Genomic DNA, 25826 nt, shown 5'->3' with positions numbered 1-25826 from the left:
ACACGCAGAAAGGCCCTGACATGTCCGACCTGTTGCGCGCCCCCGCCGAGATCAAGTACGCCGAGGAGCTGGACTGGCTGGAGTCGATCGACGACAACCCCAAGCCCTTCTCCTGGCGGCTCTCCCCGAAGATGGTCCGGCTGTTCGTCCTGGGTGCCGAGCGCTCCGACGGTCTCGACCGGGAGGTATCCCAGAAGTGGTTCGGCGACCGCAGCTTCGTCGAGCGGGCCATCGTCACCCTGGCCTCCGACCGCGGACTGCTGCTCATAGGCGACCCCGGCACCGGGAAGAGCTGGCTCGCCGAGCTGCTGTCCGCCGCCGTCTGCCGCAACTCCACCCTGGTGGTGCAGGGCACGGCCGGCACGACCGAGGACCACATCAAGTACTCGTGGAACGTGTCCATGGTGATCGCCAAGGGCCAGTCCCGCGAGTCGATGATCCCCTCGCCGATCATGACCGCGATGGAGACCGGTGCCATCGGCCGATTCGAGGAGCTCACCCGCTCCACCAGCGACGTCCAGGACGCCCTGATCTCCGTTCTCTCGGAGAAGTACATCTCCGTCCCGGAACTGGACAGCGACAACATCGTCTTCGCCAAGCCGGGCTTCTCGGTCATCGCCACCGCCAACAGCCGTGACCGGGGCGTCAACGACCTCTCCTCGGCGCTCAAGCGCCGCTTCAACTTCGTGCGCATCCCCGTGGTGACGAACAAGAAGAGCGAGGCGGAGATCGTCCGCTTCCGCACCGAGGAGCTGCTCCGCCGTCACCGGATCGAGCTGGACGTGCCGCCGACGCTGCTGGACGTACTGCTGCAGAGCTTCGCCGACCTGCGCGCCTCCGCGGCGTCGGCGGGCAGCGACGACGAGAAGCTGGAGTCCGCGCTGTCCACCGCCGAGCAGATCGGCGTGCTGGAGGACGCGATCCTGCACGGCAACTTCTTCGGCGAGCGCACGCTGACCGCCCGCACCCTCGCCTCCTCGCTCGTCGGGTCGCTGGCGCGGCGCGAGCCGGAGGACCTCGCCATCCTCAACAAGTATCTGCACGGCGTCGTCGAGCCGCGGTGCAGGGAAGAGGGCGGCTCCTGGCCGGAGTTCCTGGAGGGCGGCCGCGACGCGATCGCCACCCTGTCATGACCGCCGCCCAGCAGGGGCCCTTCACCGGGCTCCGTACCCAACTGCGGGAAGCCGCGGCGGCCTTCGCCGGTGGTCCCGACGCGCTCGAGGGCATCCTGCTCGGCATCGTCGACGACGTGGACCGAGCGGTGCGGGAACCCCTGGAGATCTTCCCGGTCTGCCATCACTCGCCGGCCTCGGCCCTGGCGATGGCACGCAGGCTGCGGGAGAAGCAGCCGAAGGTGGTGTACCTCGAACTGTGCGAGGACATGGCGCCGTTGCTGACCGAACTGCGCAACTGCAGGCTCCCGGTAGCGGTGCAGGCGTTCGCCACCGAGGTCGACGGACTCCCGGCCGACTGGTCGCCGCTGTCGGTGGTCGCGCCCATCACCGAGGCGTCGGCGGAGTACCAGGCGATCGCCTACGCACTGGACACCCCGGGTGTCGAGCTCGTCCTGGTCGACCGCTCCTCCGACCACGTGTTCCAGTGGGAAGCACGCGGCGCGGAAACCTGCCAACCTCACGACCCCTCCGAACCTCACGACCCCTCCGAACCTCACGAGCCCTCCGCGCGCTCGAAGCCCTCCGCACATTCGAAGACCTCCGCGCGCTCCGAGCCCGCTCAGCCGGCCGGTCCGGCCGCACCGGCCGACGACGAGGCGGCGCTGCACGGAGACGCGGTCGGCGTCGGGATCGGCGACCTGCGGCCGCGCTTCGCCGAGCTGGAGGAGCATCTGCTGCGCCACGGCCGGGTCCGGCACTGGTCGGAATGGTGGCACCAGTACGTGGAACTGCCGCTCGCCGACAGCGACCACGACACCTACCGGCAGGTGATGCTGCTGATCGGCAGCCTGTTCCGCCGCCTCGCGCCCGGCGACCCCCGGCGGCTGCGCGTCGACGAGGACCGCGAGCGCTACATGTGGACCCGGATGCGCGAGCACCTGGCCGCCACCGGCACCGACCCCGCGGACTGCCTGTACGTCTGCGGCGCGTTCCACGCGGCCGGTCGCGTCGCCGAGTTCGGCGTGGGCGGTGCCCGCACCTTCGAGATCGGGCCGCGGACCGCGACCACGTGGCAGCACGGGCTCATCCCGTCCAGCCATGCCGCGATCGAGGCGCAGTTCGGCCTCGCCCCCGGCTCGGTCTCCATCGCCGCGACGGAGTGGGCGAAGAACCTCAGGCGTACCCGCGTCGAGCCGTTCCGCCTCGCCGGGCAGGCGGGCACAAGGAAGAGGGCGAAGGCCGCCAGGCCCGGCCCGGCGCCCGTCGACGCGCCGGCGCCCGCCTCCGACAGGCTCTCGGGCTTCCTGCGGCGGCCGCCCGTCCTGGACCGCCTCGACGAGTCCGAACTGCTCGGCTGGTCGGTCGAGATCGTACGGGCGGCACGCCGCAACGGCTATCTCGCCTCCACCGCCGACGCCATCGCCGTGTTCGAGACCTCGATCCTGCTGGCCGGAATGCGGGACCGGGCCAAACCCACCCCGTACGACTTCCAGGACGCCGCTGTCACCTGCATCGAGAAGGACTCCGTGCCGGGCCGGCGCGATGTCGGCCGTCTCGTCGAGATCATGATGGGCGGCGACCGGACCGGTCAGGTCGGGTACGACGCGCTGCCGCCGCTGGCGCGCGATGTGCACGACCGGCTCGCGCCGCTGGGGCTGAAGCTGCAGCAGCGCGGTGTGCGGCGGGCGTTGCTGGACATCGCCGCGCGCCCGGAACTGGAGAAGTGCTCCGATGTGCTGTGGATGCTGCGGTACCTGATGCCGCAGGGAGCCGCCCGCCCGATCATGGGGGAGCGGCGGCTCGGCGAGCGCCCCATCCAGGAGTCGTGGGATGTCGCGCTGGGCACCCATCAGCGGGCGCTCATCGAGCTCGGCTACGAGGGCGTCAGCATCGAGCAGGTCCTCGAGCAGCGCCTGCGGCGCACCGCGTACGGCCCGCGGGCGACGACGGCCGCCGTCCTCGAGGCCGTCGAGGACGCCACCCTCCATCTGCGCAGCCGGCGTCTCGCCGACGAACTGGGCACCCGCGCCCTGGAGGTGCTGGCCACCGAGCGCAGCGTAGACGGCGCCCCGGAGGTACTGCGCCGGGTGCGCAGGCTGCTGGCGTACTACCGGACGAGCGAGCCGGTGCTGCCGCCGTGGATCGAGTCCTTCGTCCAGACGGGGTACGCGCACTACTGCACCCTGCTGCCCACGGCGTTCACCGACGAGGACGCGACCGTCCGCCAGGTCGCCGCGACGCTCGGGTTCCTGTTCGGCATGGAGGGCCTGGCGCTGTCGCTGGGCTGCGACCGTACGCAACTGGAGCTGGCCGTGGCCCAGTCGCACCCCGGGGAGCCGGCGAAGTCCGCACTGCTCTGGGCGGCGCAGACCCGGCTCGGTGGCCTGTCCCGGGCGGAGCTGCGGGCGCGGTGCGACGGACTGCTCGGCAACCCCCTGGTGGTTCCGGCCTATCCGCGCTATCTCAGCGGATTCCTGCACGCACTGGAGCCCGTGCCCGACCTGGCCGACTTCGTCGTGGAGGCGGTGTCGAACGCCTTCGCCCGGCTGCCGGACCCGGTGCTGCTGCCATGGCTGCCGACCCTGATCGGCACCCTGCGGGCCGGCGGCGCGGAGCTGGCGCCCCTGCTGGTCCGCGAGGCCGGCCGGACCTTTCCCGCCCGGCTCGCGGACCTCGACGCATGGCTGCCGCCGTGGCGGGCGGAACCGGACCCGGGGGCGGTGCGTTCCGCCCGGCCGGGGGGCGGGGGCCGCGGGGTCCGGCTGCTCACCGCGCACCCCGCCACCTGCGACGCGGTCGCGGCTCTGCTCGGCTGCGACGACGGGTGGGACGACGGGTGGGACACCCAGCCGGGCCCGCCGGGCGTGGCACTCGTCCATGCCCATCCCGGCACGGCGACGGCGCTGGCGGCGCTGGCGGCGCCGACCTGAGCGGGGTGTCCGGTGCGTCCGGCCCGCCGCGGCTCAGCGGAGCGGGCCCGGGCCCGCGGGTCGACATGCGGTCCGGCCTCGGCACCGGCACACGATGCGCGCACCGGCACTCACGATGCGCGCACCGGCACATGATGCGCGCGCACCGGACCATGGGCTAGGTTAGGCGTGCCTTACCTAACCAGATGAGGGGTGTGGAATGACTGCTGACGACGTCTGCGCGGACGGGCAGGCGAGCCCGGCCGAACGGGTGCGCACCGTGCTGGCCGCCGCCGAATCGTTCACGGCGATCACCGACGCGCACACCTGCGACCTGGTCGGCGGCGGTCTGCATCGGGTCGGCGAGGACGGCAGGTTGCTGCTGCGGCTGCCCGCCGGCTGCCGGCTGGCCGGCGAGGTCGCCGTCGCCCCGCGCGGCACGCTCCCCGTCGTGCTCAAGTTCACCGACGTCGCGCCGGTCGCGGTCCGCGACCGGGTGCGGTCCCGCGTCACCGTCGCCGGATGGCTGGTCCGGGCCGCGCCGGAAGACGAGGACGACGGCACCGCCACGTTCCGGATGGTCACCGCGCACGTCGCCCTGGAGACCCCCGCGGGGCCGGTGACCGTCGGGCTCGACGAACTCGCCCTGGCCCGGCCGGATGTGCTGGCCCTCCACGAGGCCGCCATGCTCACCCATCTCGTCGACGACCACGCCGACGTGGTGGCCCTGCTCACCCGGCTGGTGGACCCGCGGCTGCTCCAGGGCGTGGTCCGGGTGTGGCCGCTGGCCATGGACCGGCGGGGGATCACCCTCCGCCTCGAACACGCGCACAGCCACGAGGACGTCCTTCTCCGGTTCCCCGCCCCCGTGGGCGAGGCCGGACAGGCCGGCGACCGCGTCCGGGCGCTCCTGGCGGCGGCCCGCGCCTGCCGCCGGGCCAGCCGGCTGCCGAGCCGCCCGTGACCGGCGGACGCCCCGAGCGGCCCCCCGCGCGGCGCGGCGCACCTGCCGCGGCGGAGTGCCCCGGGCGGACCGGCGAGGACCCCTGCCGGGAGCCCGGCGCCGACCTGGTCGGCGCGATCATCCGCGCGGCCCCGCGCGCGGCCGCCATCTGCACCCCGCCGGAGCCGCCGGGTCGCTCATGACGTTCCCCGTCCGGGGCGGCGCCTGCTCCCGTCGACGTTCCGACTCGTGTGCGGACTCGCCGTTGGCGTGGCACGGGGGAGGACCGGCGCGGGGAACCGTGCGCGGCTCGCCGGGGTCAGCGAAACCGGTCGATGTGCTCGCGGACCCAGTCGTCGTAGGTGAGCGGTGGCCGGCCGATGATGTCGTGCACGGACGGCCGCTGGTCGGCCGTCCAGCGGAGCAGTTCGGCGAAGCGGGCCCCGTACTCCTCGAGTGCGTACAGCGTCACGTCGACGGCACCGTCCGGCCAGCCAAGGCGTCGCCAGACCGCCCGACCCTCGTCCGCCGTCAGATCGACCGTGCCGATCTCGCGGCCGAGCGCGCGGGCGATGCTCGCTATCCGTGAACGGGTGCTCAGCGGTGGGCCCACGGCCTCGACGACCGTCCCGCAGTAGTCGCCGCCGACCAGCGCCGCGGCCGCGACGGCGGCGAGGTCCTCCTCGTGGATGAAGGGATAGTGGCCCTGGTCGAGGAAGGCCTCCCGGACCACCCCGCCGGTGCGGACGGTGTCAGGCCAGTCCGACCCGGTCGCCGGGTAGCTGCCCTCGATGACGGCGCCCATCACGGCCGACGGCCGGATGTGCGTCCAGGGGATGCCCGAGTGCTCCACCGCCTTCTCGATCGCGAGCCAGTACCAGGTCTCCGGGGGATTGGCCTCCTCGAACTCGGGACCATGGGACGACAGCAGAACGACCTTGCGCGCCCCGCCTCTTCGGGCCAGCGCGAGGGCGTCCCCGACCGTCGACGGATGGGCACCGGCGAGGAACACCGCCTCGGCACCGCCGAAGGCCCGGGCGGACTCCAGCGGCCGGGTGATGGACCCTGCCACGACGTCGGCCGTGTCGGGCCAGCCGCCGCACTGGCCCGGCTCCGCCAGCACCCGCACATCCCGGCCCACGGCGAGCAGTTGCCGGGCCAGCCGCCGGCCGACGATTCCGGTCGGGCTGTTGCCCTCGCCCCTGCGCGGGCTGACGACCGTCAGCAGGCAGGTGCCTTCGGCCGCCGGCTTCTTCCCACTCTGCTCCGAACTGTCCACGGCAAGACCCTCCAACGCGTGAGCGGAGATCTTGCACCGGACACGGCCCCGGGGGGCTGCTACGGCCTCTGCCGTGGCCCCGGGCCGCGGAGTCACGGCTGCGGATCGAGTCCGGCAACCGTACCAGCCGACCCCGCCGGCGGACACGGGGCGGGGACCGCCGCTCCGCAGGCACCCGAGGTGCTCGGTTTGGGCCGGCGCCACGATGAGGTGGCCGGCCGCGCGGACCGCCTGCGCGCGGTCGCTCTCCGCACCCCGACACCGGACGGCGGGGGCGGCCCGCGCCGCCGCCGTCACCCGCCCAGGAAGTGGAACCCCGGCCGCGGATGCATGAGGAAGTCGTGGTGCGAGATGTTCCACGCGTAGGCGCCCGCGAGCGCGAACACCACCCGGTCCCCGGCCCGCAGGCCGGGCGCCCGAACCCCCCGCGCCAGCACGTCCTTCGGTGTGCACAACTGCCCGGCCACGGTGACCCGGTCCCCCCGCGCCGCGGGGCGCGGCCAGCGGTGGGGCCAGCGGTCCACGGGCAGCACGGCGCAGGGCTGGTCGTGGCCCTTCGTCGCCGGTGTGCGCAGATGGTGGGTTCCCCCGCGGACCACGGCGAAGTCCTCGCCGTGGCTGCGCTTCACGTCCAGCACCTCGGTCGCGTACCAGCCGCAGTACGCGGTCAGCGCGCGCCCCGGTTCGATGCGCAGCCGCAGGCCCGGGTGGTCCGCGACGAGGCGTGCCAGCCCGGCTCCGTAACCGGCCCAGTCGAACCGGGCGGCGGGATCGGCGTAGTCGACGGCCATGCCGCCCCCGACGTTCACCTCGTGGAGCGGCACGCCGTGGCGCTCGAAGAGCCGTACGGCCCAGCCCACCACGGACCCGGCGACGGCGAGCTGGTCCGCCGCCCCGAGCCCGCTCGCCAGGTGGGCGTGGATCCCGCGCACCCGCAGCCGGGGGCAGGAGCCGTCCGTGAGGCAGCGCATCACCTCGCCGGCCTCGGACGGGTCCAGCCCGAACGGTGTCGGTCCGCCGCCCATGGACAGCGCGCTCGTGTGCAACGCGCCGTCGGACAGGGGCAGGTTGAACCGCGGCAGCACGTCGACCGGCGGCCCGGACGCCCGCCGCTCAGCCGCGAGAGCGGCCAGCATCCGCAGTTCGTGGGCGCTCTCGACATGGAACCGCGGCACGCCGGCCGCCAGTGCCGCCGCCGTCTCCGCCGGTGTCTTCCCGGGGCCGCCGAACGCCTGCGGGCGCTCCGGTACGGCCCGTGCCACATGGGCCAGTTCGCCCCCCGAGGAGACCTCGAAGCCGTCCACGTACGGCGAGAGGGCCGTCAAAATCTCCGGTTCGGGGTTGGCCTTGGCCGCGTAGTACAACTCGACCCGCTCCGGGAGCGCCCCCCGTACCGCCGCGGCGTGCTCCCGCAGCGCGCCGAGGTCGTACAGATAGGCGGGGAGTTCCTCGGCCGGGAGCGAGAGGGCCCGCTCGCGCACCGGTGCGGTGACGGCGGGGGCGGCCACGGCCGGCCCGGTGGTGTCCGCCGGGCAGTGGCTCATCGGGCGCTCCGGACGTCGTCGGTGCCCGCCGCCCCGGACAGCACGTCCTCGGCGAGCGGGGAGGGCAGCCGCACATAGCCCGCGTCACGGTCGGCGGTGCGGGCCCAGCGGGTGAGCAGATTGGCCTTGGCGGGCAGCGGCGCGCCCGCCAGGAGCGCGTCGAGCCGCGGCTGGGGCCCGTGCTCGTCGGCGTGGCGCCCGAGCGTGTCCCGGACCTCGGCCCACAACGCGGCCTCCGAGCCGGGGTGCAGATCGGCCAGTGCGGCCAGCATCTCGGACACGTGGTTCACCAGGAGGCAGTAGACCACCCGGTCCCACCCGCGTGCGGCGTCGTACGTCATGGGCCCCGCCACGTCCGCGGGCAGCGCGGCGAGTGCGGCCGCGTGCCGGTCCGGGAGCAGCTTGGTGCCCTCCAGGTCGCGGAACAGCACCTGGCGGGGGTGGCCCCCGTCGTCCACGCAGACGAGGACGTTCTGCAGATGCGGCTCCAGGACGAGGCCGTGGTCGAAGTACGCGGCGAGGACCGGAGGCACCAGCAGCGCCAGGTAGGCGCGCCACCAGGACAGGGCGGTGCGCGGGGCGGTGTCGGCGAGGAGCCGGGAGACATGGGCGGGCCCGGTGGGGTACTCGTCGGCGACCGCGGCGGCGAGCAGCGGGGTGAGCCCGGGCCGCAGCCGCCTGCCGAGTCCCTCGCGGACGATCACGCCGAAGCCCTCCAGCAGCCCGGGTACCGGCACACCGTCCGCTCCGGGCAGGGCGAGGCTGCGGTAGGCCGGCTCGCGCAGCAGGTCGCTGCCGGGGAAGCGGGCGGTCAGCTCGGTGAGGACCGGCTCCAGCAGCCGGGTGAGCGCCACGGCGCCGGCGAGCTCGTACCCCGCGTTCTTGCGGAGGCAGTTGGTGATGCGGACGTTGAGGCTGAACTTCAGGAAGGCGTCGCCGTCGAACAGGGTGCGGACGGAGGCCGTCGCCGCGAACGCCGCCGGGCCGGGTCCGAGGTCGAGCACCTCGCCGCGGGCGAGGGCGGTGCGCAGCCGGGGGTCGTCCCGCAGCAGCGTGTACTGCCAGGGATGCGCGGGCAGCAGCCGGTAGCCGTCCGGCGCGCGGCCCAGCCGGTCCAGCGCCGCATCGGCGCCCGGCTCCGCCGAGTCCCCGGCGACCAGGTCCTCCCGCACCGCGAGCAGCCGCAGCGGGAACGCCGCTCCGGCCTCGGGGGCGTACGCCGCCCAGGTCGCGGCGTCCCCGCCGCGGGCCTTGGGCGTGGGGTGGAAGCGGTGCCCGAGGGCGAGGGACTGCTCCGATGCCAGGTACGCGGCGGACCCGGCCGGCGGACCGGAGCCCCCGGCGGCGGGGCGCGGCGCGGCGAGCGCGGCGGCGACGCCCCGGTGGCTGGAGGCGACCTGGTCCAGGAACTCGTCGTTGCGCACGCCCGTGCGCAGGGTCAGCTCCGCGTGGACGTGCTCGGCGAGCCGCCGCCAGCCGACGGGTGACCAGCCGCCCGGTGTCTCCTCGGTGACCGGGCCGGTGAACCGGTGGGCGCCGAGCAGCGACGTACGGCGCAGCGCGACGCGCAGCAGCACCCCGCGGCGGGGCAGCCGCAGCAGCAGGTGCCCGTCGGCGACGGCGGTCCGGTGCCCGGGTCCGCACAGCTCGCGGAGCAGGCAGTTGAGGAGGGTGTGGGCCACCGCCTCGTCGGCGGTGGGCGGACCGGCCAGGGCCGAGCGGTGTGCGGAAGGATGTGTGGAGGTCATCCCGGATCACACTCCCCGCAGCAGGTAGTTGGGGCCGGTGGTGTAGTGCTTGTTGATGTCGGACGCTCCCGAACGTTCCTTGGCCAGCAGGGTTCCCGCGGTCACCATCGCCTTCACCGGCAGCGCGGGCGCGTCCAGCACCCGTGCCCGCAGCACGGCTCCCGGCTCGCCCGGCCCGGTCCCGAGCCGCTCCACCGCCTCCGCCAGCCGGTCGCGGACGAGCCGCAGCAGCCGGTCCAGCGGGGCGCGGCCGTGCCGGGCGAGGCCGAAGGCGTAGGCCCCGGCGCACAGATGGACGGTGACGGTGGTGAAGAGGTCGGCGAGCGGGCCGTCTCCGTCGGTGAGGATGCGGGGGTCGTCGAAGTCGCCGGGCCCGGGTGCGCCGGCGCCGAGCGCCGCCCGCAGCCGTTCGCCGTGGACGCGCGGGCCGTCGTTGTCCTTGAGGAGCAGCCGCAGCCGGGGGTTTCGGCCGGTCGCGTCCAGCACCAGCGACACGTTCTGCTGGTGGGACTCCAGGGCGATCCCGTACCCGAAGAGGGTGGTCTGGAAGTCCAGGAGCAGGGTGAGTACGGCGTCGAGCAGGGCGACCGGGTCGCCGCCGTGGTAGCGGTCGGCCAGGTGGTCGACGACCAGCCGCCCGCCGGGTGCCCGGGCGAGCAGGGCCGCCATCGGCACCACGGCGCAGCCGTCGAGGCCCGAGGGCTGGCGGCGCAGCAGCACGGCGAGGAGTTCGTGCCCGGCGTGGGCGAAACGGGTCTCGTCGGCGTGCAGGACGGTGTCCCGGAACCGCGGTTCGCGGGCGGTCACGGTCTGCAGCAGACGCTGGACGGTGGCTCCGTCGGACAGGGTTCCGGGTTTGATGGTGCGCCGGTTGAGCCGGCCCAGGGTGGAGGTGGCCAGCGGAAGCTTCAGGTGGATCCCGGGCCGGGCGGCGAGGGCGACCGTCCGCATGGACAGCGTGGGGACGACGTCCAGACGGGCCCGCGGCGCCGGCACGGCCCGGCCCTCGAGCCCCGCGGCGCGCACCGCGTCGCCGAGCGGGCCCGCCGCCGTGAGCGGGTGCACGGGCAGGGCGACATGGCTGTCGTCGAGGCCGGACAGCCCGAGGGCCGAGGGCGCCGGGCCGGGGAGCCGGCCGGCGGCGGTCACGTCCTCGCGCGGCACGGCGAGCCAGCGCAGCGCGAACCGGGGGTGGAACTCGGGTGCGTACGCCCGCAGTGCCGCGCCGCCGAGGCCGGACCTGCCGCGCGCGGTGGGGTAGACCGGGTGGTCCAGCCGGGCGGCGAGGGTGTCCAGCGCGAGCCCGCCCGGCAGTCCGGTCCAGTCGGCCGGATCGGCGCCGTGGCGCTCCGCGAGCGTCCGCAGCACCTCCTCCTCCGTGGCGTGGTGCAGCGTGGCGGCGGCGAGCGCCCGGCGGCACTCCTCGGCGAACGCGTCGAAGCCGGCGCGGTCCACCGGTGGCGCGAGGGAGCGGAGTTCGGCGAGGACGGCGTCGGTGTCCGTCAGATCGACCCCGTCGGGCTCCCGGCGCAGCAGCGGTTCCCTCGCCTGCCACGTGCACTGGAAGCCGTCCTCGCGCACGGGCAGCAGCAGCGCGCCGGGCCCGGGGGCAGCCAGCCGCAGCCACGTCCCGTCCGGGCGCTCGACCGGGCGGCCGCGGCTGCGCAGCCCCACGACGTCCTCCCGCAGCAGCGCGCTGAGCACCCGCAGCAGCAGTTCGGCCCCGGCGGCCGCCGGGCCGGTCCCTCCGGCCGGACCCGCCGTGCCCGCCGCGGGGACCGTCACGGGGTGATCTCCCAGCGCTGTGCGGCCAGGAACCCGGTCACGGCGCGGTCCACGGCCGACGGGTCGGTCCCGGTGGCCCGCACCACGCCGAGGAAGTCGCGGTTGGTGCGGTACACGGGGTGGCGTTCGCCGACACCGCGCAGCGGCCGGTACGTCAGCCTCACCCCGTCCGCCTCCACTTCGCTCGCCCCCGGTGCCGAGGTCAGGGTCCCGGCCCGGTCGGCGCACGGGTAGTCGAGCCTGGCCGCTCCGCCGGCCCGCGCCCCCAGGTCCGGCGGGAGCGGCTCACCGAGATGCGTGCGCAGCACGTGCTCGAAGAGCGGTATGTCCAGCAGCCCGGCGAGCAGCAGGTCGCACTGGTCCCCGATGGCACGGTAGTTGACCTCGACGATCCGCGCGCGGCCCTGGTGCAGGGTGAACTCCGTGTGGCAGGCGCCGAACCCGACGCCGAGCGCGTCGAGCTGGGCGAGTACCTGCTTCTCGACGTCCGGCGGATGCCCGGGGACGTAGGTCAGCCGCTCCTCGACGAAGTACGGGGGAGGGGACAGTTCGGTGCGGAATCCCCCCAGCACATGGCGTACCCGCCCGTCGCCGAGGGTCTCCAGGGTGAACAGCTCGCCGGGCAGGTACTCCTCGACCACCAGCGCGGCCCCCGGCCGCCGCGCCCGGATCTCCTCGCAGCGCCGCACCAGTTCCGCCGGGTCCCCGGCCATGACGACGTCCTCGCTGGCCACGCCCTCGCGCGGCTTGACCACACACGGGTAGGGGATCCGCGCGGCGACGGCGGCCGGGTCCTGCCCGGCGGCGAGTTCCGCGGACCGCACGGTGCCGGCGCCGGAGGCGGCCAGCACCCGGCGCATCTCGGCCTTGTCCTTCGTGCGCAGCGCGGCCCGCCAGTCCTTGGCGGGCCGCCCGAAGTAGTCCGCGGCGAGCGCGGCCTGGGTCTGCAGATGGTCGCTGTTGGTGAAGACCGCCTCGGGGATGCCGTGCGCGGACACCCGGGAGATGACGGCCCGGAAGTCGCGTACGTCGCACTCCAGCACCTCGACGTCCGGGTACACGGCGCGGTGCGCGGCGGGCCGGTCGGTGAGCAGGGTGACGTCCAGCCCCAGCCGGCGGGCGGCCGGGAGGAATCCCTCGGTGACCGAGTCGGTCGGGTTCAGGGCAAGCAGGTACAACCGCATGAGGGGTCACTCCGCGCTCGGATCCGGTGATCCGAACGGTTCCGGATCACGGGGCGAGAGCCTAGGTTAGGCACACCTAAGTCTGTCAATTCGGCGCGACACGGCCCCGGTTGGCGCCGGAGATCACTTGTGTGGTTAAGGTGAGCCTCGCCTTACCTCATCCGTGTCGGTTGTCGTGTCGAGGAGCGTCCGTGACCCTGGCTCCGGTGTACCCTCCCGCCCCCGCCGTGAGCTCCTCCGCCCTGACCGGCTCGGCGCTCGGCAGGCTCGCGGCGCTCTGCCCCGCTCTCCAGGCGCGGGTCGCGGAGCCCGGTTCGCGGACCCCCCAGGGCTGGGCCGACGGTGCCGAACTGGCCGGCCGCCCCGAGTTCCTGGACGCCCTGCTCGCCGCCGAGACCCTGCGGGTGGAGCACGACCACGGCCGCACCCCGCGTCCCGACGTCGCGGCCTCCCGTGCGCTGCACGGCTACCTCTGGTCCGTCGGCCTGCTGATGAGCGGCCCCTGGTGCCTGGAGCGCCGGGTCCCGCGGCTTCGGCCCCAGGACGTCCGCGTCAGCCTCACCACCGGGGCGTTCGCCGTCGTCCCGGGCGGCTTCGCCTGCCTCCCCGGCGATCCGGCCGCCGGGCTGCCGGGCGTACGGGTGCTGCCGCACGAGGGGGCCCTGCGCGCGGAGCTGCGCGCCGGTTTCGCCGGCCATGTGGGTCCCCTGCTGGCCGCGATCGCCCCGCGGGTGCGCCGGGGTCCCCGTGCGCTGTGGGGCATGGCCGGCGACGACCTGGTGTCGGGCGTCTGGTACCTCGGCCGGATGCTGGGGGAGGAGGAGCGGGGCGTGCGCGCCGCGTCCGAACTGCTGCCGGGGCCCGTTCCCCCGTTCCCCGGCGGGGCGGACTTCCGCCCTCTCACGGGCCGCGAGGGCCGGACGTACCCGACCCGCACCCGGGCCGGCTGCTGCCTCCACTACACGATCCGCCCGGCCGAGGCCTGCGCCACCTGCCCCCGGACGGGTGACGCCGAGCGGCTGCGCCGCATCGAGGGGCACGGCCCGTGCTGAACCGGCCTTCCCGGGAGGGTTCCACGACACGCTCCTGATGGACGAGTGATGTGGCGACTTGTCCTATTCGCCTCATAATTTGAGCTCATGACGAAACGACAGTTCATGTACCTCGGCTGTGTGGCTCTCATGGTGACCTCGGGGCTGGGCGTGGCGGCGCCGGCAGGCGCCCGCACCACCTACGACGTGGTCCCCGGTGAGTCGATCCAGCTCGCGGTCGACCGGGCCAAGCCCGGGGACACCATCGACATCGCCCCCGGCGTCTACCGGGAGAGCGTCCTGATCAGGAAGTCCGACCTGACGCTGCGCGGCGCCGGCGACCGGACCGTCCTCCAGCCGTCCACGGCCAAGGCGACACACGTCTGCGGCCTGGGCGGCCACGGCATCTGCGTCCTGGGCACCGACGCGAAGCCCGCCACCAACGTCCGGATCCACTCGCTGACGGTGTCGAAGTTCACCAAGAACGGCATCTGGGCGTCGCGCACCAACAAGCTGAGCATCCGTGAGGTCACCGCGGTGGCGAACGGCAACTGGGGCATCGCCCAGGAGCGGTCCCTGCGGTCCGAGATCCGGGGGAACGCGGCCCGTGACAACGGGGACGCGGGCATCTTCGTGTCGAACACCATCGACACCGAGGCCGGCGCCGTCAACACCCGGCGCACCGTGGTCATGGACAACCTGCTGGCCGGGAACCGCATCGGCGTCACCGTCCGGCGCCTGCGGAACCTGTACGTGAACAACAACGTCGTCACCGGCAACTGCGCCGGCATGTTCGTCGTCGGCGACGAGGGCGTCCCGCGGACGGGCGACCTGACCGTGCGCGGCAACCGCGTGCACCACAACAACAAGTCCTGCGCCAAGACCGCACGGCTGCCGAGGATCCAGGGCGCGGGCATCGTGCTCACCGGCGTCGAGGGCGCGACCATCGCCTCCAACGCCGTCTGGAGCAACGTCGGCACCTCCCCGTTCTCCGGCGGGATCGTGCTCTTCAAGAGCATCGTGGGCGCCCCCAACACCGGCAACATGATCCAGTCGAACATGCTGCTGGCCAACCGCCCGGCGGACCTCGCCAACCGGGACACCGGCACCGGCAACGTCTTCTCCGGCAACTACTGCCGCGTCTCCGAGAAGGCGGGGACGTGCGCATGACGACCGGCACGACCGGTGCGGCCGCGAACGCGACGGACACCGCGGGAAGCACCGTCCGCACCGCGACCCCGCCGTCGATGCGGCTGAGGGAGCTCGTCTTCGGCGCCGCCCTCGCCGCCTCGGTCCGCGCCGCCGCCCGGCTCGGCGTCGCCGACGCGCTGGGGGAGTCCCCGGCCGGCGCCGAGGAGCTGGCGGCGGCCGTCGGGGCCGACCCCCGGGCCCTGCGGCGGATGCTGCGCGCGCTGACCTGCTACGGCATCTTCGCCGAGCAGGCGGACGGCACGTTCGCCCACACCGAGATGTCGCGGCTGCTGCGGGAGGACGACCCGCACAGCCTCAAGTACATCTCCCTGTGGTGCACCGAGCCGTGGACCTGGGACGCCTGGCCGCGCCTGGACGAGGCGGTACGCACCGGCAGCAGCGTCTTCGACGGCCTGTACGGCAAGGGCTTCTTCGACTACCTCCACGAGGACGCGCACGAATCCGCGCACGTCTTCAACCAGGCCATGACGACCTCCAGCATGCAGTCGGCGCTGGACGTGGCGGAGCTGCTCGACCTCACGGGAGCGGCCACCGTCGCGGACATCGGCGGCGGCCAGGGCCACGTCCTGGCGAGCCTGCTGGAGAAGAACCCCGGCCTGCGGGGGACGCTGCTGGACCTGCCGCGCGTCGTGGCAGGCGCCGATCCCCGGCTGCGGGACGGCGGGACCCTCGCCGACCGGGTCACCATCGTCCCCGGCGACTGCCGGCAGGCGATCCCCGTCGAGGCCGACGTCTACATCATCAAGAACATCCTGGAATGGGACGACGACAGCACCCGCAGGACCCTCCGCAACGTCGTCTCGGCCGCCCGTCCGGGGGCCAGGGTGGTGGTCATCGAGAACCTCGTCGACGACACCCCGTCGATGAAGTTCACCACCTCGATGGACCTGCTGCTGCTGCTCAACGTGGGCGGTGCGAAGCACACCCGGGAGAGCATGGCCGGCAGGATGGCGGACGCCGGCCTGGTGGTCGGCGACGTCCGCCCGGTCAACGCGTACCTCCACGCGTTCGACAGCGTCACACCCGGCGGCTGACCGCCGGGCCGCACCCCCCTCGCCGGCTCCGCGTCCGCACGCGGAGCCGGCGAGCCGTGTGCCGTGTCATCCCTTCGCCGCACGCTCCCAGCGGTAGAACTCGCGGGCCATGGCGTCCTTCGGGCTGCGCCAGGTCTTCGGGTCGTACGCGCTGACGTACGCGGAGAGCTTGTCGCTGATGTCACGGAACGCGGGGTGGTCCGCCACCTTGGCCACCGCCGGCCCCGGCGGCCGGTCGGCTTCGATCAGATGGAGGTAGACATCGCCGAACTGGAAGAGGCTGCGCCGGGTCACCCCGACCAGATCGGGCAGTTCGCCCCGGTCGGAGGCCTCGAACACGTTGGCGATGTCGTGGGCCGAGTCCGGTGCCATACGGGCGACGATGAGGGCGTGGTGCATCGAGGGGGTTCCCTTCGGTGGGCGGTCAGTCGGAGTGGACCGAGACCGGCGCGCCGTGTTCCCGGGCACGCTGCTCGATCTTCTCCTTGATCAGGGCCATCTGGACCTTGGAGTTCTTGTTGATGTTGTCGGTCATCCAGTCGTCGTCGACCGGGGCGTCCGGCTTCATCGCGAAGTCCTGGGTCCAGTGCATGAGGACGCCGCCGGACGTCCGGTCGTACTTCCAGCGGATGTCCATGTGCTGGAAGGGCCCCGTCTCCACCCGGCGGGCGCGGACGGTCCTCGCCCCGGGGTCGACGACGCGCTCCGACACCCAGCTCCACACCGTGCCGTTCTCGTCCGGGTGCATGGTCAGCCGGAACCTGGTCCGGTTGCCCTCGCGCTCCAGGATCTCGACGGAGGCGTACTCGCTGAACAGCTCGGGCCAGTTCTCGATGTCGTTGGTGACCTCCCAGACGAGGTCCATCGGAGCATTGATGACGATCTTGTTCTCGGTGTGCCCGGACACTTCAGGCTCCTGCCATGAGGGAGTTGTTGACGAGGTCGAGGAATTCCCGCGGGGTCTTGCAGCGGTCCGCGTCCTGCGGGAGCGCGCGGCCGTAGCGGTTCTCGAGCTCCCCGACGATGCCGAGGAGGCCGAGGGAGTCGAGGCCGTACTCGTCGAACCGCGCCTCGGGGCGGCCGCCCATCTCCGCGGGGTCGACGGTGACACCGGCGCCCTTCTTCATCAGGGCGGCCAGCTCTTCGATGGTCAGCTTGGAGATCTGCATGGTCATGAGGTCCTCCTTCTCAGGGTTCTTCACCGGGTGTTGGCGCCGTGCCGCAGCACGAGCGCCGCGTTCGAGCCCATGAGTCCCCGGCTCAGCACCAGGGCCGTGCGCAGCTCGGCAGGCCGCGGCCTGCCGGTGACCACCTCCAGTTCGTGGCACACGTCGAAGACGTTGGGCGTGGGCGGGATGACGCCGTCCTGCAGGGCGAGCACCGCGGCGGCCGTGTCCAGCACGGGCGCTCCGCAGTACGCCCTGCCGGTACCGGTCTTGGGCGCCGTCACCGGCACCCGGCGGCCGTGCGTCCCCAGCGCGTCGGCGAGCGCCAGGGCCTCGGCGCGGTCCGCGTCCGGGATGCCGAGCGCGTCCGCGAAGACGACGTCGACCTCCTCGGGCGCGCAGCCGGCCTCCGCCAGGGCGCCGCGGATCGCCTGGGCCAGCCCCTCACGCGACTCCTCCCACCGGGAAGCCCCGGTGAACGTCGCCGCGTGACCGGCCACGACGGCGCGGACCGAGGCGCCGCGGCGGCGGGCCGCCTCCTCCGCCTCGACGACGAGCATGGCCCCGCCCTCCGCGGGCACGAAGCCGCTCGCGCCCGGGGTGAAGGGCCGGTAGGCCCGCTCCGGGTCCTCGCACGTGCTGAGCTCCCGGTACCCGAGCTGGCAGACCAGCGAGTACGGCGCGAGCGGTGCCTCCGCCGCCCCGATGACGACCGCGTCCGTGCCCCGGCCGATGGCCCGGGCCGCGTGCGCGAGGGCGTCGAGACCGCCCGCCTCGTCACTGGCCACCACACCGCAGGGGCCCTTGAACCCGCCGCGGATGGAGATCTGACCGGTGCTCGCCGCGTAGAACCAGGCGATGGACTGGTACGGGCCCACATAGCGCGACCCCTGTCCCCACAGCCGTTGCAGCTCCCGCTGGCCGAACTCGCCGCCGCCGGAACCGGCCGCCGTGACCACACCCACGGCGAACGGCGACTCGCTGTAGTCGCCCGCGGTGATCCGCGCGTCGGCCAGCGCCATGTCGGCCGCCGCCATCGCGAAGTGCGTGAACCGGTCGGTCTGGACGAGGTAGCGCTCCTCGACCAGGGATTCGGGGTCGAAGCCGCGGACTTCTCCCGCGACCCGGACCGGCATGTGGTCGCAGCCCTCACGCGTGATGTGGTCGAGGACGCTGATGCCCTCCCTGGTGGACTTCCAGAAGGCATCGGTACCGACCCCGTTGGGGGCGACGACACCGATTCCGGTGACGACCGGTCGCCGGTCCTGCCGAGGACTCATCGTGTCCTCCCTCCTGGCCGGGTCAGGACCACGGCGGACTGGAACCCGCCGAATCCGCTGCCGACCGAGAGCACGTTGCGCAGCCTGAGGGCGCGCGCCGTGCGCGGCACATAGTCGAGATCGCACTCGGGGTCGGGGGTCTCGTAGTTCGCCGTCGGCGGCACCACCTGGTGGGCCAGCGCCAGCACGCAGGCGACCACCTCGATCGCCCCGATCGCCCCGAGCGAGTGGCCCACCATGGACTTGATGGAACTCATCGGGACCTTGTACGCGTGGGAACCGAGCGACTGCTTCACGGCGGCCGTCTCGTGCCGGTCGTTCTGCTGCGTACCGGAGCCGTGCGCGTTGACGTAGTCGATGTCCGACCCGTCGAGCCGCGCGTGGTCCAGGGCGCTGTCGATGGCCCGCGCCATCTCCAGACCCTCACGGGTCAGACCCGTCATGTGGTACGCGTTGCCGAACGTGGCGTAGCCGCCGATCTCGCAGTACACCGTGGCCCCGCGGGCCCGTGCGTGCTCGAGTTCCTCCAGGACGAGCACGGCTCCGCCCTCGCCCATGACGAACCCGTCACGGCGCGCGTCGAAGGGCCGGGAGGCATGGGCCGGATCGTCGTTGTTGGGCGACGTGGCCTTGATCGCGTCGAAGCACGCCACCGTGATGGGGGAGATCGGCGAGTCCGACGCGCCGGCGATGCAGACGTCGACCCTGCCCTCCTCTATCGCGTGGAAGGCGTACCCGATCGCGTCCAGCCCGGAGGTGCAGCCCGTGGACACGGTCTGCACCGGACCGTGGGCGCCCGTCTGCTCGGCGACCTCGGAGGCGAGGGCGCTGGGCGAGAACGCCCGGTGCAGCTGCGGCTCCGCCTCGCTCGGATCCACGTCCCAGCGCCGGCCCGAACTGCTGACCTTGACGTAGTCGTGCTCCAGACGGGTGGTGCCGCCCACGGCGGTGCCCAGCGACACCCCGATCCGCCACGGGTCCTCCTTCTCCGGGTCGAGACCGGCGTCCCGGAGCGCCTCCCGGGCGGCGACCATGGCGAACTGGACGTACCTGTCCGCACGCTGCACCTCCTCCGGGCCCAGGCCGTGCTCCTGCGGGTCGAAGTCGCACTCGGCGGCGATCCGCGAGCGGAAGCCGGCCGGGTCGAAGAGGGTGATGCCGCGCGTCGCCGTGCGACCGTCGGCCAGGAGGTCCCAGAACGCCGGTATCCCGACACCTCCCGGCGCGACTATGCCGACACCGGTGACCGCGACGCGCCGGGTCATGAAGCCGTCCCGGTGCGTTCCGGAGGCCGGTGGGCGGCCCCGGCCTCGGCTCCCGGCGTCTCCTCGGTGTCGACGTGGCCCAGCTCCGGCCGCGGGGCCAGCGGCCCGAGGTGGAAGACCATCCGGGCCTGCGTACTGCCGACGTTGCGGAACCGGTGGCGCACATAGGGCGGGATGAACAGCCCCTGGTCCGGCCGGATCGGCAGCGTCTCGTCGTCGAGGTCGACTTCCATCTCCCCGCACACGACGTACACGAACTCCTCGGAGTACGGGTGGTAGTGCTCGCCGATGCGGTCGCCGGGCTCCACGGTCGCCAGGCCCATGAAGCCGCTCGTGGCGCCCACCGCCGTGGGCGTGAGCATGGCGCGCAGGTCGCCGCCGCGTTTGGTGTTGTGCTGGGTCTCACTGAGGTCGACGATGCGATGGGGTGTGGTCATGACGGGTTCCTCCACGTGGCCGTGCGGTGTGGCGCCGGCGGTTCGGGGTGTGCGGGTGCCTGGACGGCCGGCCGCACGGGTCAGGGGGCGTGCCGATCGGTGATCGGGCGCATGTCGGCGGACGACAGCAGCTTGGACATGTCCTCCTCCGTGGCCGGGGCGTCGATGCCCAGCGCCTCGCTGTCCAGCAGGCGGGACAGCATGGCCGCCTTGCGCGGGCCGTGCGCCCCGATCACCTGCAGCGGCGCCGCGTCACCGGAACCGCGCACGTCGACCAGGCGTACGACGATGTCGTCCCGCTGGAAGATCGTGCTGCTGTCGATCGGGGTCGACGGGTCGCTCGCCGCCGCCTCGTCCTGCCCGGCGAGCAGCCGCGCCAGCGCCATGCCGCAGCCGGGCTTGGCCGGGTAGTACAGCGCGTGCCGCTTGACGGCTTCGTCGTCGGTGCCCGCGGAGGCCAGGTGGTGCACCGCGGGGAGCGCCGCCCGGGTGAAGAACACCCGCGCGGAGTCCGGGTCGTTCAGGTCCCGGTCCTGCTCCAGGTAGGGGTTGATGGCCTCCTCGACCGCCCGTACCTCGGGCTGCCGGGCCACATGGCGCAGCGCCGCCATCAGGTCGCCCTCCACCTCGACCGCCCGCACCACGCGGTTGCCGTGCATGAACAGCGAGGTCCTGCGCAGCCGGGTGTGCTCGTCGACCTTCGACTGGGGCGACCGGTAGCCCGAGAGGATGTCCGCCACGACCGCCTCGCTGCCCGGCTTCACCGTGAAGGTGAGGGCGTGGCGCACCACGTTGTCACCCACTCGGGGGAACGGCTGCAGCCCGCCCTGCGTCGCGTCCGCGGCCGGCGGGGTGTGCAGCCTGCCCGTCTCGCGCAGCACGCTGAAGCGCAGCGAACGGGTGTCCCGGACGCAGTTGTGGAGCGGCCGTACCGTCTCGACGTGCTCCTCGCTGTTCACCCAGGCGAGGAAGGGCGGCGCGCTCTCCCACTCACTGGTGATCAGCCACTGCGAAGGGTTCTCGATCGACTGGCACAGCTGGTCGCTGATGTGGCCCGGCACCGACGCGACCTGGTTGCGCATGTGCTCGTAGGCCTCCAGGAAGTTCTGCTGAGCGCCGTCATGAAGGTCCAGCAGCAGTACGACACGCAGCCTGGAGCCGTCAAAGGCCGACTGGGATATACGTTCGGAAAGCGTTGTCATGATGCACGCATCTCCTTCGAGACGGTGGGGCCGCCGCGTGCGGTGCACGAAGCCGGCTCGGGGGTTTCAGGCTTCGATCCTGTGCCGGTACCACGGGTGGCGCGAGATGTGTGAACCAGGTGGGTGAACCGGGCGATCGAGCCCCTCTCGCCAGGGCATGGAAACCCCATTCCCCCCTACCGGCGGCTGGAGCTGGAGCTACTGATGGAAGAACACATCGACGAGCGCGTACCGGTACTCATCGTGGGCGGCTCCCTGGTGGGGCTGTCCTCCTCGCTGTTCCTCGGCAGGCTCGGCGTCGGGCACATGCTGGTGGAGAGACACGCGGGCACGTCGAGGCATCCGCGCGGCCGGGGCAACAACGTCCGCACCATGGAGCTGTTCCGGGTCGCGGGGGCCGAGCCGCTCATCCACCAGGCCGCGTCGCTCCTCGCCGGCAACCACGGCATCTTCCAGACCCCCTCGCTGCACGGCGACGCGGGGGAGTGGCTGCTCAAGGACATCGACCCAGGGGGCGGGATCGCCCGCTTCAGCCCGTCCGGGTGGTGCGTGTGCAGTCAGAACGACCTGGAGCCGGTGCTGCTGGACTGCGCCCGCAAGCTCGGCGGCGACCTGCGCTACTCCACCGAGATGGTGTCGTTCGCGCAGGACGCGGACGGCGTCACCGCCGTCGTGCAGGAGCGCGAATCGGGGCGGCGCAGGACCGTGCGCGCGGACTACCTGATCGCGGCGGACGGGCCCCGCAGCCCGATCCGCCGGCAGCTCGGCATCGGCCAGACGGGCCACGGGGACCTCTTCCACAACGTCAGCATCACGTTCCGCTCGCGCGGGCTCGCGGACGTCGTCGGTGACCGGCGCTTCATCGTCTGCTACCTCACCGCCGAGGGCGCCGACGGGGCCCTGCTGCCGGTGGACAACACCGAGAACTGGGTCTTCCACGCCCCCTGGCAGCCCGACACCGGCGAGACGCTGGAGGACTTCACCGACGAGCGCTGCGCCGACCACATCCGCCGGGCCGTCGGCGCCCCGGACATCGACGTGGAGATCACCGGCAAGGCCCCCTGGCACGCCGCCGAGCGGGTCGCGGAACGGTACGGCCAGGGCCGGGTCTTCCTCGCCGGGGACTCCGCCCACGAGATGTCACCCACCGGTGCGTTCGGCTCCAACACCGGCATCCAGGACGCCCACAACCTCGCCTGGAAGCTTGCCCTCGTCCTCGACGGCTCCGCCGGTCCCGGCCTGCTGTCCAGCTACGAGGCCGAGCGCCGGCCGGTGGCGGAGGCCACCAGCGAGCGCGCGTCGGCGCGGTCGGCGGAGCACAGCCATCCGGGCTACACCCCCGGCCCCGAGATGGTCGGCGGACGCCAGCGCGGCATGCTCACCGTCGCCATGGGCTACCGCTACCCGCGCGGTGCCGTCGTCGGCGCCGATCCCGACATGGCCGTGGTACCCGATCGGATGGATCTCTCCGGGGACCCCGGCACCCGCGCCCCGCACATGTGGCTGCACCCGCACGACGGCGAGCGGACGGTGTCCACACTGGACCTGTACGAGCGGAACTTCGTGCTGCTCACCGGCTCCGGGGGCACACCGTGGCACACGGCGGCCGCCAAGGTGTCCGAGAAGCTGTCCATCACGCTGGACGCCTACCGGATCGGCACGGAACCGCACGCGGAGCTCGTCCCCGAGTCGGGTGACTGGGCCGAACTGCACGGCACAACGGACGAGGGCGCCGTGGTGGTGCGCCCCGACGGGTTCGTGGCCTGGCGGGCGCCCGGTGCGGTCCGCGACCCGGAGACGGTCCTGCTCGACGCCATGAAGGCCCTGCTCCACCGCGCCTGACCGGCGCCCGCGTCAGGGCCGCGGTGGGGCCCCGTCCGCACGGCCGCCGTGGGCACTCGTCCTCACGGCCGCCGTGGCGGCAGCCGGTGCAGTCCGACCCCGGTCAGCCGCCCGCGCTCCGCCACGGCGGTCATGTACGTGCAGTACGGCTGCCGGCGCCGGTCCGTGGGCGAGCCGGGATTGAGCAGCCTCAGGCCGCCCTCGGCCACCGTGTCCCAGGGGATGTGGCTGTGGCCGAACACCAGGACGTCCAGGTCGGGGAACCGCTCCGCGCACCGCCGTTCGCGGCCCCGCGCGGGCCCCGTCTCGTGCACCACGCCGAAGCGCACCCCGCCCAGTTCCACGCGGGCCACCTCGGGCAGCCGCTCCCGCAGCGCCGGGCCGTCGTTGTTGCCGTACACCGCGACGAGCCGGCGCGCCCGGGCCTCCAGCAGGTCGAGGGTGGCGGTGTCGACCCAGTCGCCCGCGTGGAGCACGGCGTCGGCACGCTCGATCTGCTCGAGCAGTTCGCCGGGCAGTTCCCGGGCCCGCCCGGGTACATGGGTGTCCGACGTCAGCAGCAGCCTCATGGGCCCATTGTCCCTCGGCCGGGTGCCGTGCCGTGCTGCCGTGCGACGGCTGCGGGCAGGCCTCCGGCGGGGCCCGGGCCGGGTCCCGGGCGCCGCCCCGGCGGCGGTTCCGGCGGGGGTCCGGCAGGGGCTCGGGCGGGGCTCCGGCGGGGCGCATGAGGCCCGTGTACCGCGGGTAGCCGGTGCGGGCACTGACGGGCCGACACGGCTGGGAGAGGCGACCATGTGGCGCAGCGGCGGCAACGACACGAAGGCGAAGGAGGCCGGCGCCCGGCCGGCAACCGAAGCGGCATCCAAGCCGGCATCCAAGACGGCAACCAAGACGGCAACCAAGCCGGTATCGAAGGCGGCGTCGAAAGCGTCGAAGCCGGCACCCGGAGCGAAACCGAAAGCGGCGCCGAAGACGGAACCGAAGACGGCAGCGCAAGCGGCGGCAGCCGCGCCGATGGCACCCTTCCTGCGAGGGCTCGCCGTGCTGGCGGCGTTCGCGGCGACGGTCGCCTTCAGCGTGGTCCTCGCCCGGCTCACCCTGGAGCCCTCGGCGGCGTCGGAACCACTGGCCCACAGCAACGTCCAACCGGGGTCGTCCATCCGGGACTACCTGTCCCAGCCGGCGTTCCGCGACACGGTCAAACAGCTCGGCGGCAACGTCCTGCTGGGCGTCCCGTTCGGCGTGCTGCTGCCGGTCCTGATGCCGAAGACGCGCGGGCTGGTACGGGTGGTGCTGGCGACGGCCACGGTCATGGTGCTGGTGGAACTCGTCCAGGGCGCACTGGTCACCGGCCGTGCCTTCGACGTCGACGACGTCATCCTGAACACCACGGGCGCCGTGCTGGGCTACCTCCTCATCGGCCGCCGGCTCGGACGCGCCGTGCACCCGCGCCGCCGCCACTGGTGGCACCGCAGGCCCGGTGGCACGTCGGCCTCCGGAGCCTGACGTCCGGTCATCCCCGCCCGGCTGCCGCCGGGCGGGCCGGCCCGATGCTCGCCCGCTCGATCAGTCCCGGGACCGGCACCCGGACCGTCCGAGCGGGCGCCCCGTCGAGCAGGGCGACGAGTTCACCCGCCGCGCTGCGGCCGAAGGAGACCGTGTCCCGCGACAGGGCCGCGAGCCAGGGGTCGACCAGGCGGCACAGGGCCGAGTCCTCCCAGGCGATGATGGACACGTCCCCGGGCACGGCGCAGCCGAGACCCGTCGCCACGGCCACCCCGGCCACGGCCATCACGTCGTTGTCGTACACCAGGGCGGTCGGCGGCGTGCCGTCCGAGAGCACTCCGCGGGTGACCGCGGCGCCCTCCGCGTCCGAGTAGTCGGTGGTGACGGAACGGACCTCGGCCAGCCCCAGCCGCTCGGCCTGCGCGCGCAGTGAACGGATGCGCCGCTCGGTGTGGGCGAGACCGGGCAGCCCGGCGATGTGCACGATGCGCCGGTGCCCCAGAGCGTGGAGCCTGCCGACGACGGAGGCCATCGCACCGGCGTCGTCCGCCCACAGGGTGGACAGCCCGGGGCCGCCCTCCTCCGGGGCGCCACCGATCACCACGCCCGGCAGTCCCAGCTCGGCGAGCAGCGCCGGCCGCGGGTCGTCGGAGCGCGGGTCGACGACGAGGACGCCGTCCACCCGGTGCTCGGCCCACCAGCGGCGGTAGACCGCGCACTCGGCGTCCAGATCCTCCACCACCTGGAACAACAGCCCGAGATGGCGCTCGGACAGCACCTCCTGGATGCCGGAGATCAGCTGGAGGAAGAACGAGTCGACGCCGAGCGTCCCCGCGGGCCGTGCGACCACCAGGCCCACCGTCGCCGCCCCCTCGCCGGACAGCGCGCGGGCGGCGGTGCTCGGCCGCCAGCCCAGCTGATCGGCGACCCGGCGCACCCGGTCCCGGGTGGCTTCGGAGACCCCCGGCCGGTCGTTGAGAGCGAACGACACGGCGGTCTCGGAGACCCCCGCGCGGCGGGCGATGTCCTTCATCCTCGGCCGGCGGGCGGGGGACCGCCCCCGCTGCGGCGCGTCCTCGGCGGGCGGAGGATTCGCTGCCACCCGTGCTCCTTTCCCGGCCCTGATCCGCGCAACGCACTAAAGCGCTTGAGTGGTTGCACTCTAAAGCGCATTAGCCGATCAGGCAACCAGGCCCGTACACGCCTCTGAACTGCGGTGACGTGAGAGAAGCGGGAGAGAAGGGGAATTTTCTCGGGTCAGTGCATTGACTTCTTCCCGGAGCGCGATGCAGGGTCTGCTCCCAGCGTCCGCGGCATCCCGTGCACCGGATGCAGCCCACGCCG

22 protein-coding genes are annotated in these 25826 nt (G+C 73.5%); 8 read left to right on the top strand and 14 right to left on the bottom strand.

All coding sequences use genetic code 11. The features are described from left to right. Positions 1–20: 20 nt before the first annotated feature. The 3 genes from DDW44_RS01340 to DDW44_RS01330 all read left to right on the top strand — a co-directional run bounded on the left by DDW44_RS01340 (position 21) and on the right by DDW44_RS01330 (position 4988). Complete coding sequence (locus DDW44_RS01340) at positions 21–1133, top strand: ATP-binding protein (RefSeq protein ID WP_108905275.1); 1113 nt, start codon at positions 21–23, stop codon at positions 1131–1133. Next, positions 1130–4045: a DUF5682 family protein gene (locus DDW44_RS01335; protein ID WP_108905274.1), complete on the top strand. Its 2916-nt coding sequence runs from the start codon at positions 1130–1132 to the stop codon at positions 4043–4045. Before DDW44_RS01340 ends, DDW44_RS01335 begins: the two co-directional genes overlap by 4 nt. Before the next feature lie 199 nt (positions 4046–4244). Next, positions 4245–4988 (top strand): DUF2470 domain-containing protein, encoded by a 744-nt coding sequence (locus DDW44_RS01330; RefSeq protein ID WP_108905273.1) that lies wholly within the window; start codon positions 4245–4247, stop codon positions 4986–4988. Between the two features lie 298 nt (positions 4989–5286). On the opposite strand, the gene DDW44_RS01320 is transcribed toward DDW44_RS01330, so the two are convergent. The 5 genes from DDW44_RS01320 to DDW44_RS01300 all read right to left on the bottom strand — a co-directional run bounded on the left by DDW44_RS01320 (position 5287) and on the right by DDW44_RS01300 (position 12507). After that, positions 5287–6246 (bottom strand): SDR family oxidoreductase, encoded by a 960-nt coding sequence (locus tag DDW44_RS01320; protein ID WP_108905272.1) that lies wholly within the window; start codon positions 6244–6246, stop codon positions 5287–5289. Positions 6247–6539: 293 nt separating this feature from the next. Further along, on the bottom strand, positions 6540–7790 hold the full coding sequence (locus DDW44_RS01315; RefSeq protein ID WP_108905271.1) for a type III PLP-dependent enzyme: 1251 nt from the start codon (positions 7788–7790) through the stop codon (positions 6540–6542). Continuing rightward, the gene (locus tag DDW44_RS01310; protein ID WP_108905270.1) at positions 7787–9538 is read right to left on the bottom strand and encodes an IucA/IucC family protein; all 1752 of its coding nucleotides are present in this window, start codon (positions 9536–9538) and stop codon (positions 7787–7789) included. Before DDW44_RS01310 ends, DDW44_RS01315 begins: the two co-directional genes overlap by 4 nt. 6 nt (positions 9539–9544) lie before the next feature. Beyond that, positions 9545–11323 carry an IucA/IucC family protein gene (locus DDW44_RS01305; RefSeq protein WP_108905269.1) on the bottom strand — a complete coding sequence of 593 codons (1779 nt, stop codon included), beginning with the start codon at positions 11321–11323 and terminating at the stop codon, positions 9545–9547. Continuing rightward, entirely contained in the window at positions 11320–12507 is a 1188-nt protein-coding gene (locus tag DDW44_RS01300) for an ATP-grasp domain-containing protein (RefSeq protein WP_108905268.1), read from the bottom strand. Before DDW44_RS01300 ends, DDW44_RS01305 begins: the two co-directional genes overlap by 4 nt. A 191-nt stretch (positions 12508–12698) precedes the next feature. Between DDW44_RS01300 and DDW44_RS01295 the strand changes: the two genes are divergently transcribed. The 3 genes from DDW44_RS01295 to DDW44_RS01285 all read left to right on the top strand — a co-directional run bounded on the left by DDW44_RS01295 (position 12699) and on the right by DDW44_RS01285 (position 15784). Further along, positions 12699–13559 (top strand): (2Fe-2S)-binding protein, encoded by an 861-nt coding sequence (locus DDW44_RS01295; protein ID WP_108905267.1) that lies wholly within the window; start codon positions 12699–12701, stop codon positions 13557–13559. 87 nt (positions 13560–13646) lie between these two features. Beyond that, positions 13647–14708: a right-handed parallel beta-helix repeat-containing protein gene (locus DDW44_RS01290; protein ID WP_026165458.1), complete on the top strand. Its 1062-nt coding sequence runs from the start codon at positions 13647–13649 to the stop codon at positions 14706–14708. Further along, positions 14705–15784 (top strand): methyltransferase, encoded by a 1080-nt coding sequence (locus tag DDW44_RS01285; protein WP_108905266.1) that lies wholly within the window; start codon positions 14705–14707, stop codon positions 15782–15784. The genes DDW44_RS01290 and DDW44_RS01285 overlap by 4 nt, the downstream gene beginning before the upstream one ends. A 66-nt stretch (positions 15785–15850) precedes the next feature. Here DDW44_RS01285 and DDW44_RS01280 read toward each other — a convergent pair whose 3' ends face one another. The 7 genes from DDW44_RS01280 to DDW44_RS01250 all read right to left on the bottom strand — a co-directional run bounded on the left by DDW44_RS01280 (position 15851) and on the right by DDW44_RS01250 (position 21134). Continuing rightward, positions 15851–16183, bottom strand: coding sequence for a TcmI family type II polyketide cyclase (locus tag DDW44_RS01280; RefSeq protein WP_018891019.1), 333 nt, complete (start codon positions 16181–16183; stop codon positions 15851–15853). A gap of 25 nt (positions 16184–16208) precedes the next feature. After that, positions 16209–16691, bottom strand: coding sequence for an SRPBCC family protein (locus tag DDW44_RS01275; protein ID WP_108905265.1), 483 nt, complete (start codon positions 16689–16691; stop codon positions 16209–16211). 1 nt (position 16692) lies between these two features. After that, on the bottom strand, positions 16693–16959 hold the full coding sequence (locus tag DDW44_RS01270; protein ID WP_017948995.1) for an acyl carrier protein: 267 nt from the start codon (positions 16957–16959) through the stop codon (positions 16693–16695). Between the two features lie 23 nt (positions 16960–16982). Further along, positions 16983–18230, bottom strand: coding sequence for a beta-ketoacyl synthase N-terminal-like domain-containing protein (locus DDW44_RS01265; protein ID WP_018891018.1), 1248 nt, complete (start codon positions 18228–18230; stop codon positions 16983–16985). Continuing rightward, positions 18227–19495, bottom strand: coding sequence for a beta-ketoacyl-[acyl-carrier-protein] synthase family protein (locus DDW44_RS01260; RefSeq protein WP_108905264.1), 1269 nt, complete (start codon positions 19493–19495; stop codon positions 18227–18229). The genes DDW44_RS01265 and DDW44_RS01260 overlap by 4 nt, the downstream gene beginning before the upstream one ends. Then, complete coding sequence (locus tag DDW44_RS01255) at positions 19492–19932, bottom strand: cupin domain-containing protein (protein ID WP_017948992.1); 441 nt, start codon at positions 19930–19932, stop codon at positions 19492–19494. Before DDW44_RS01255 ends, DDW44_RS01260 begins: the two co-directional genes overlap by 4 nt. Positions 19933–20012: 80 nt before the next feature. Beyond that, on the bottom strand, positions 20013–21134 hold the full coding sequence (locus tag DDW44_RS01250; protein WP_017948991.1) for a SchA/CurD-like domain-containing protein: 1122 nt from the start codon (positions 21132–21134) through the stop codon (positions 20013–20015). A gap of 204 nt (positions 21135–21338) precedes the next feature. On the opposite strand from DDW44_RS01250, the gene DDW44_RS01245 reads away from it, so the two are divergent. Next, positions 21339–22976 (top strand): FAD-dependent oxidoreductase, encoded by a 1638-nt coding sequence (locus tag DDW44_RS01245; RefSeq protein WP_018891017.1) that lies wholly within the window; start codon positions 21339–21341, stop codon positions 22974–22976. Between the two features lie 62 nt (positions 22977–23038). Here DDW44_RS01245 and DDW44_RS01240 read toward each other — a convergent pair whose 3' ends face one another. After that, entirely contained in the window at positions 23039–23545 is a 507-nt protein-coding gene (locus DDW44_RS01240) for a metallophosphoesterase family protein (RefSeq protein WP_108905263.1), read from the bottom strand. Positions 23546–23768: 223 nt separating this feature from the next. Here DDW44_RS01240 and DDW44_RS01235 point away from each other — a divergent pair, with 223 nt between their 5' ends. Further along, on the top strand, positions 23769–24482 hold the full coding sequence (locus DDW44_RS01235; protein WP_206307283.1) for a VanZ family protein: 714 nt from the start codon (positions 23769–23771) through the stop codon (positions 24480–24482). A gap of 7 nt (positions 24483–24489) precedes the next feature. Here the strand turns inward: DDW44_RS01235 and DDW44_RS01230 are convergent, their stop codons facing one another. After that, entirely contained in the window at positions 24490–25515 is a 1026-nt protein-coding gene (locus DDW44_RS01230) for a LacI family DNA-binding transcriptional regulator (protein ID WP_086018198.1), read from the bottom strand. Positions 25516–25826 lie beyond the last annotated feature (311 nt).

It is taken from the genome of Streptomyces tirandamycinicus, from assembly GCF_003097515.1.
In the GTDB taxonomy this organism is placed as follows: domain Bacteria; phylum Actinomycetota; class Actinomycetes; order Streptomycetales; family Streptomycetaceae; genus Streptomyces; species Streptomyces tirandamycinicus.
The sequence above is the reverse complement of the archived record's forward strand: the minus strand, read 5'-3'. Positions and strand labels throughout refer to the sequence as shown.

Bases quoted from the DNA above. Each gene is read 5' to 3' on its own strand.
- DDW44_RS01245 (WP_018891017.1), top strand. From the start codon at position 21,339: ATGGAAGAACACATCGACGAGCGCGTACCGGTACTCATCGTGGGCGGC.
- DDW44_RS01265 (WP_018891018.1), bottom strand. From the start codon at position 18,230: ATGAGTCCTCGGCAGGACCGGCGACCGGTCGTCACCGGAATCGGTGTC.
- DDW44_RS01290 (WP_026165458.1), top strand. From the start codon at position 13,647: ATGACGAAACGACAGTTCATGTACCTCGGCTGTGTGGCTCTCATGGTG.
- DDW44_RS01270 (WP_017948995.1), bottom strand. From the start codon at position 16,959: ATGACCATGCAGATCTCCAAGCTGACCATCGAAGAGCTGGCCGCCCTG.
- DDW44_RS01255 (WP_017948992.1), bottom strand. From the start codon at position 19,932: ATGACCACACCCCATCGCATCGTCGACCTCAGTGAGACCCAGCACAAC.
- DDW44_RS01310 (WP_108905270.1), bottom strand. From the start codon at position 9,538: ATGACCTCCACACATCCTTCCGCACACCGCTCGGCCCTGGCCGGTCCG.
- DDW44_RS01240 (WP_108905263.1), bottom strand. From the start codon at position 23,545: ATGAGGCTGCTGCTGACGTCGGACACCCATGTACCCGGGCGGGCCCGG.
- DDW44_RS01280 (WP_018891019.1), bottom strand. From the start codon at position 16,183: ATGCACCACGCCCTCATCGTCGCCCGTATGGCACCGGACTCGGCCCAC.
- DDW44_RS01335 (WP_108905274.1), top strand. From the start codon at position 1,130: ATGACCGCCGCCCAGCAGGGGCCCTTCACCGGGCTCCGTACCCAACTG.
- DDW44_RS01235 (WP_206307283.1), top strand. From the start codon at position 23,769: ATGTGGCGCAGCGGCGGCAACGACACGAAGGCGAAGGAGGCCGGCGCC.
- DDW44_RS01300 (WP_108905268.1), bottom strand. From the start codon at position 12,507: ATGCGGTTGTACCTGCTTGCCCTGAACCCGACCGACTCGGTCACCGAG.
- DDW44_RS01315 (WP_108905271.1), bottom strand. From the start codon at position 7,790: ATGAGCCACTGCCCGGCGGACACCACCGGGCCGGCCGTGGCCGCCCCC.
- DDW44_RS01260 (WP_108905264.1), bottom strand. From the start codon at position 19,495: ATGACCCGGCGCGTCGCGGTCACCGGTGTCGGCATAGTCGCGCCGGGA.
- DDW44_RS01330 (WP_108905273.1), top strand. From the start codon at position 4,245: ATGACTGCTGACGACGTCTGCGCGGACGGGCAGGCGAGCCCGGCCGAA.
- DDW44_RS01250 (WP_017948991.1), bottom strand. From the start codon at position 21,134: ATGACAACGCTTTCCGAACGTATATCCCAGTCGGCCTTTGACGGCTCC.
- DDW44_RS01285 (WP_108905266.1), top strand. From the start codon at position 14,705: ATGACGACCGGCACGACCGGTGCGGCCGCGAACGCGACGGACACCGCG.
- DDW44_RS01230 (WP_086018198.1), bottom strand. From the start codon at position 25,515: ATGAAGGACATCGCCCGCCGCGCGGGGGTCTCCGAGACCGCCGTGTCG.
- DDW44_RS01340 (WP_108905275.1), top strand. From the start codon at position 21: ATGTCCGACCTGTTGCGCGCCCCCGCCGAGATCAAGTACGCCGAGGAG.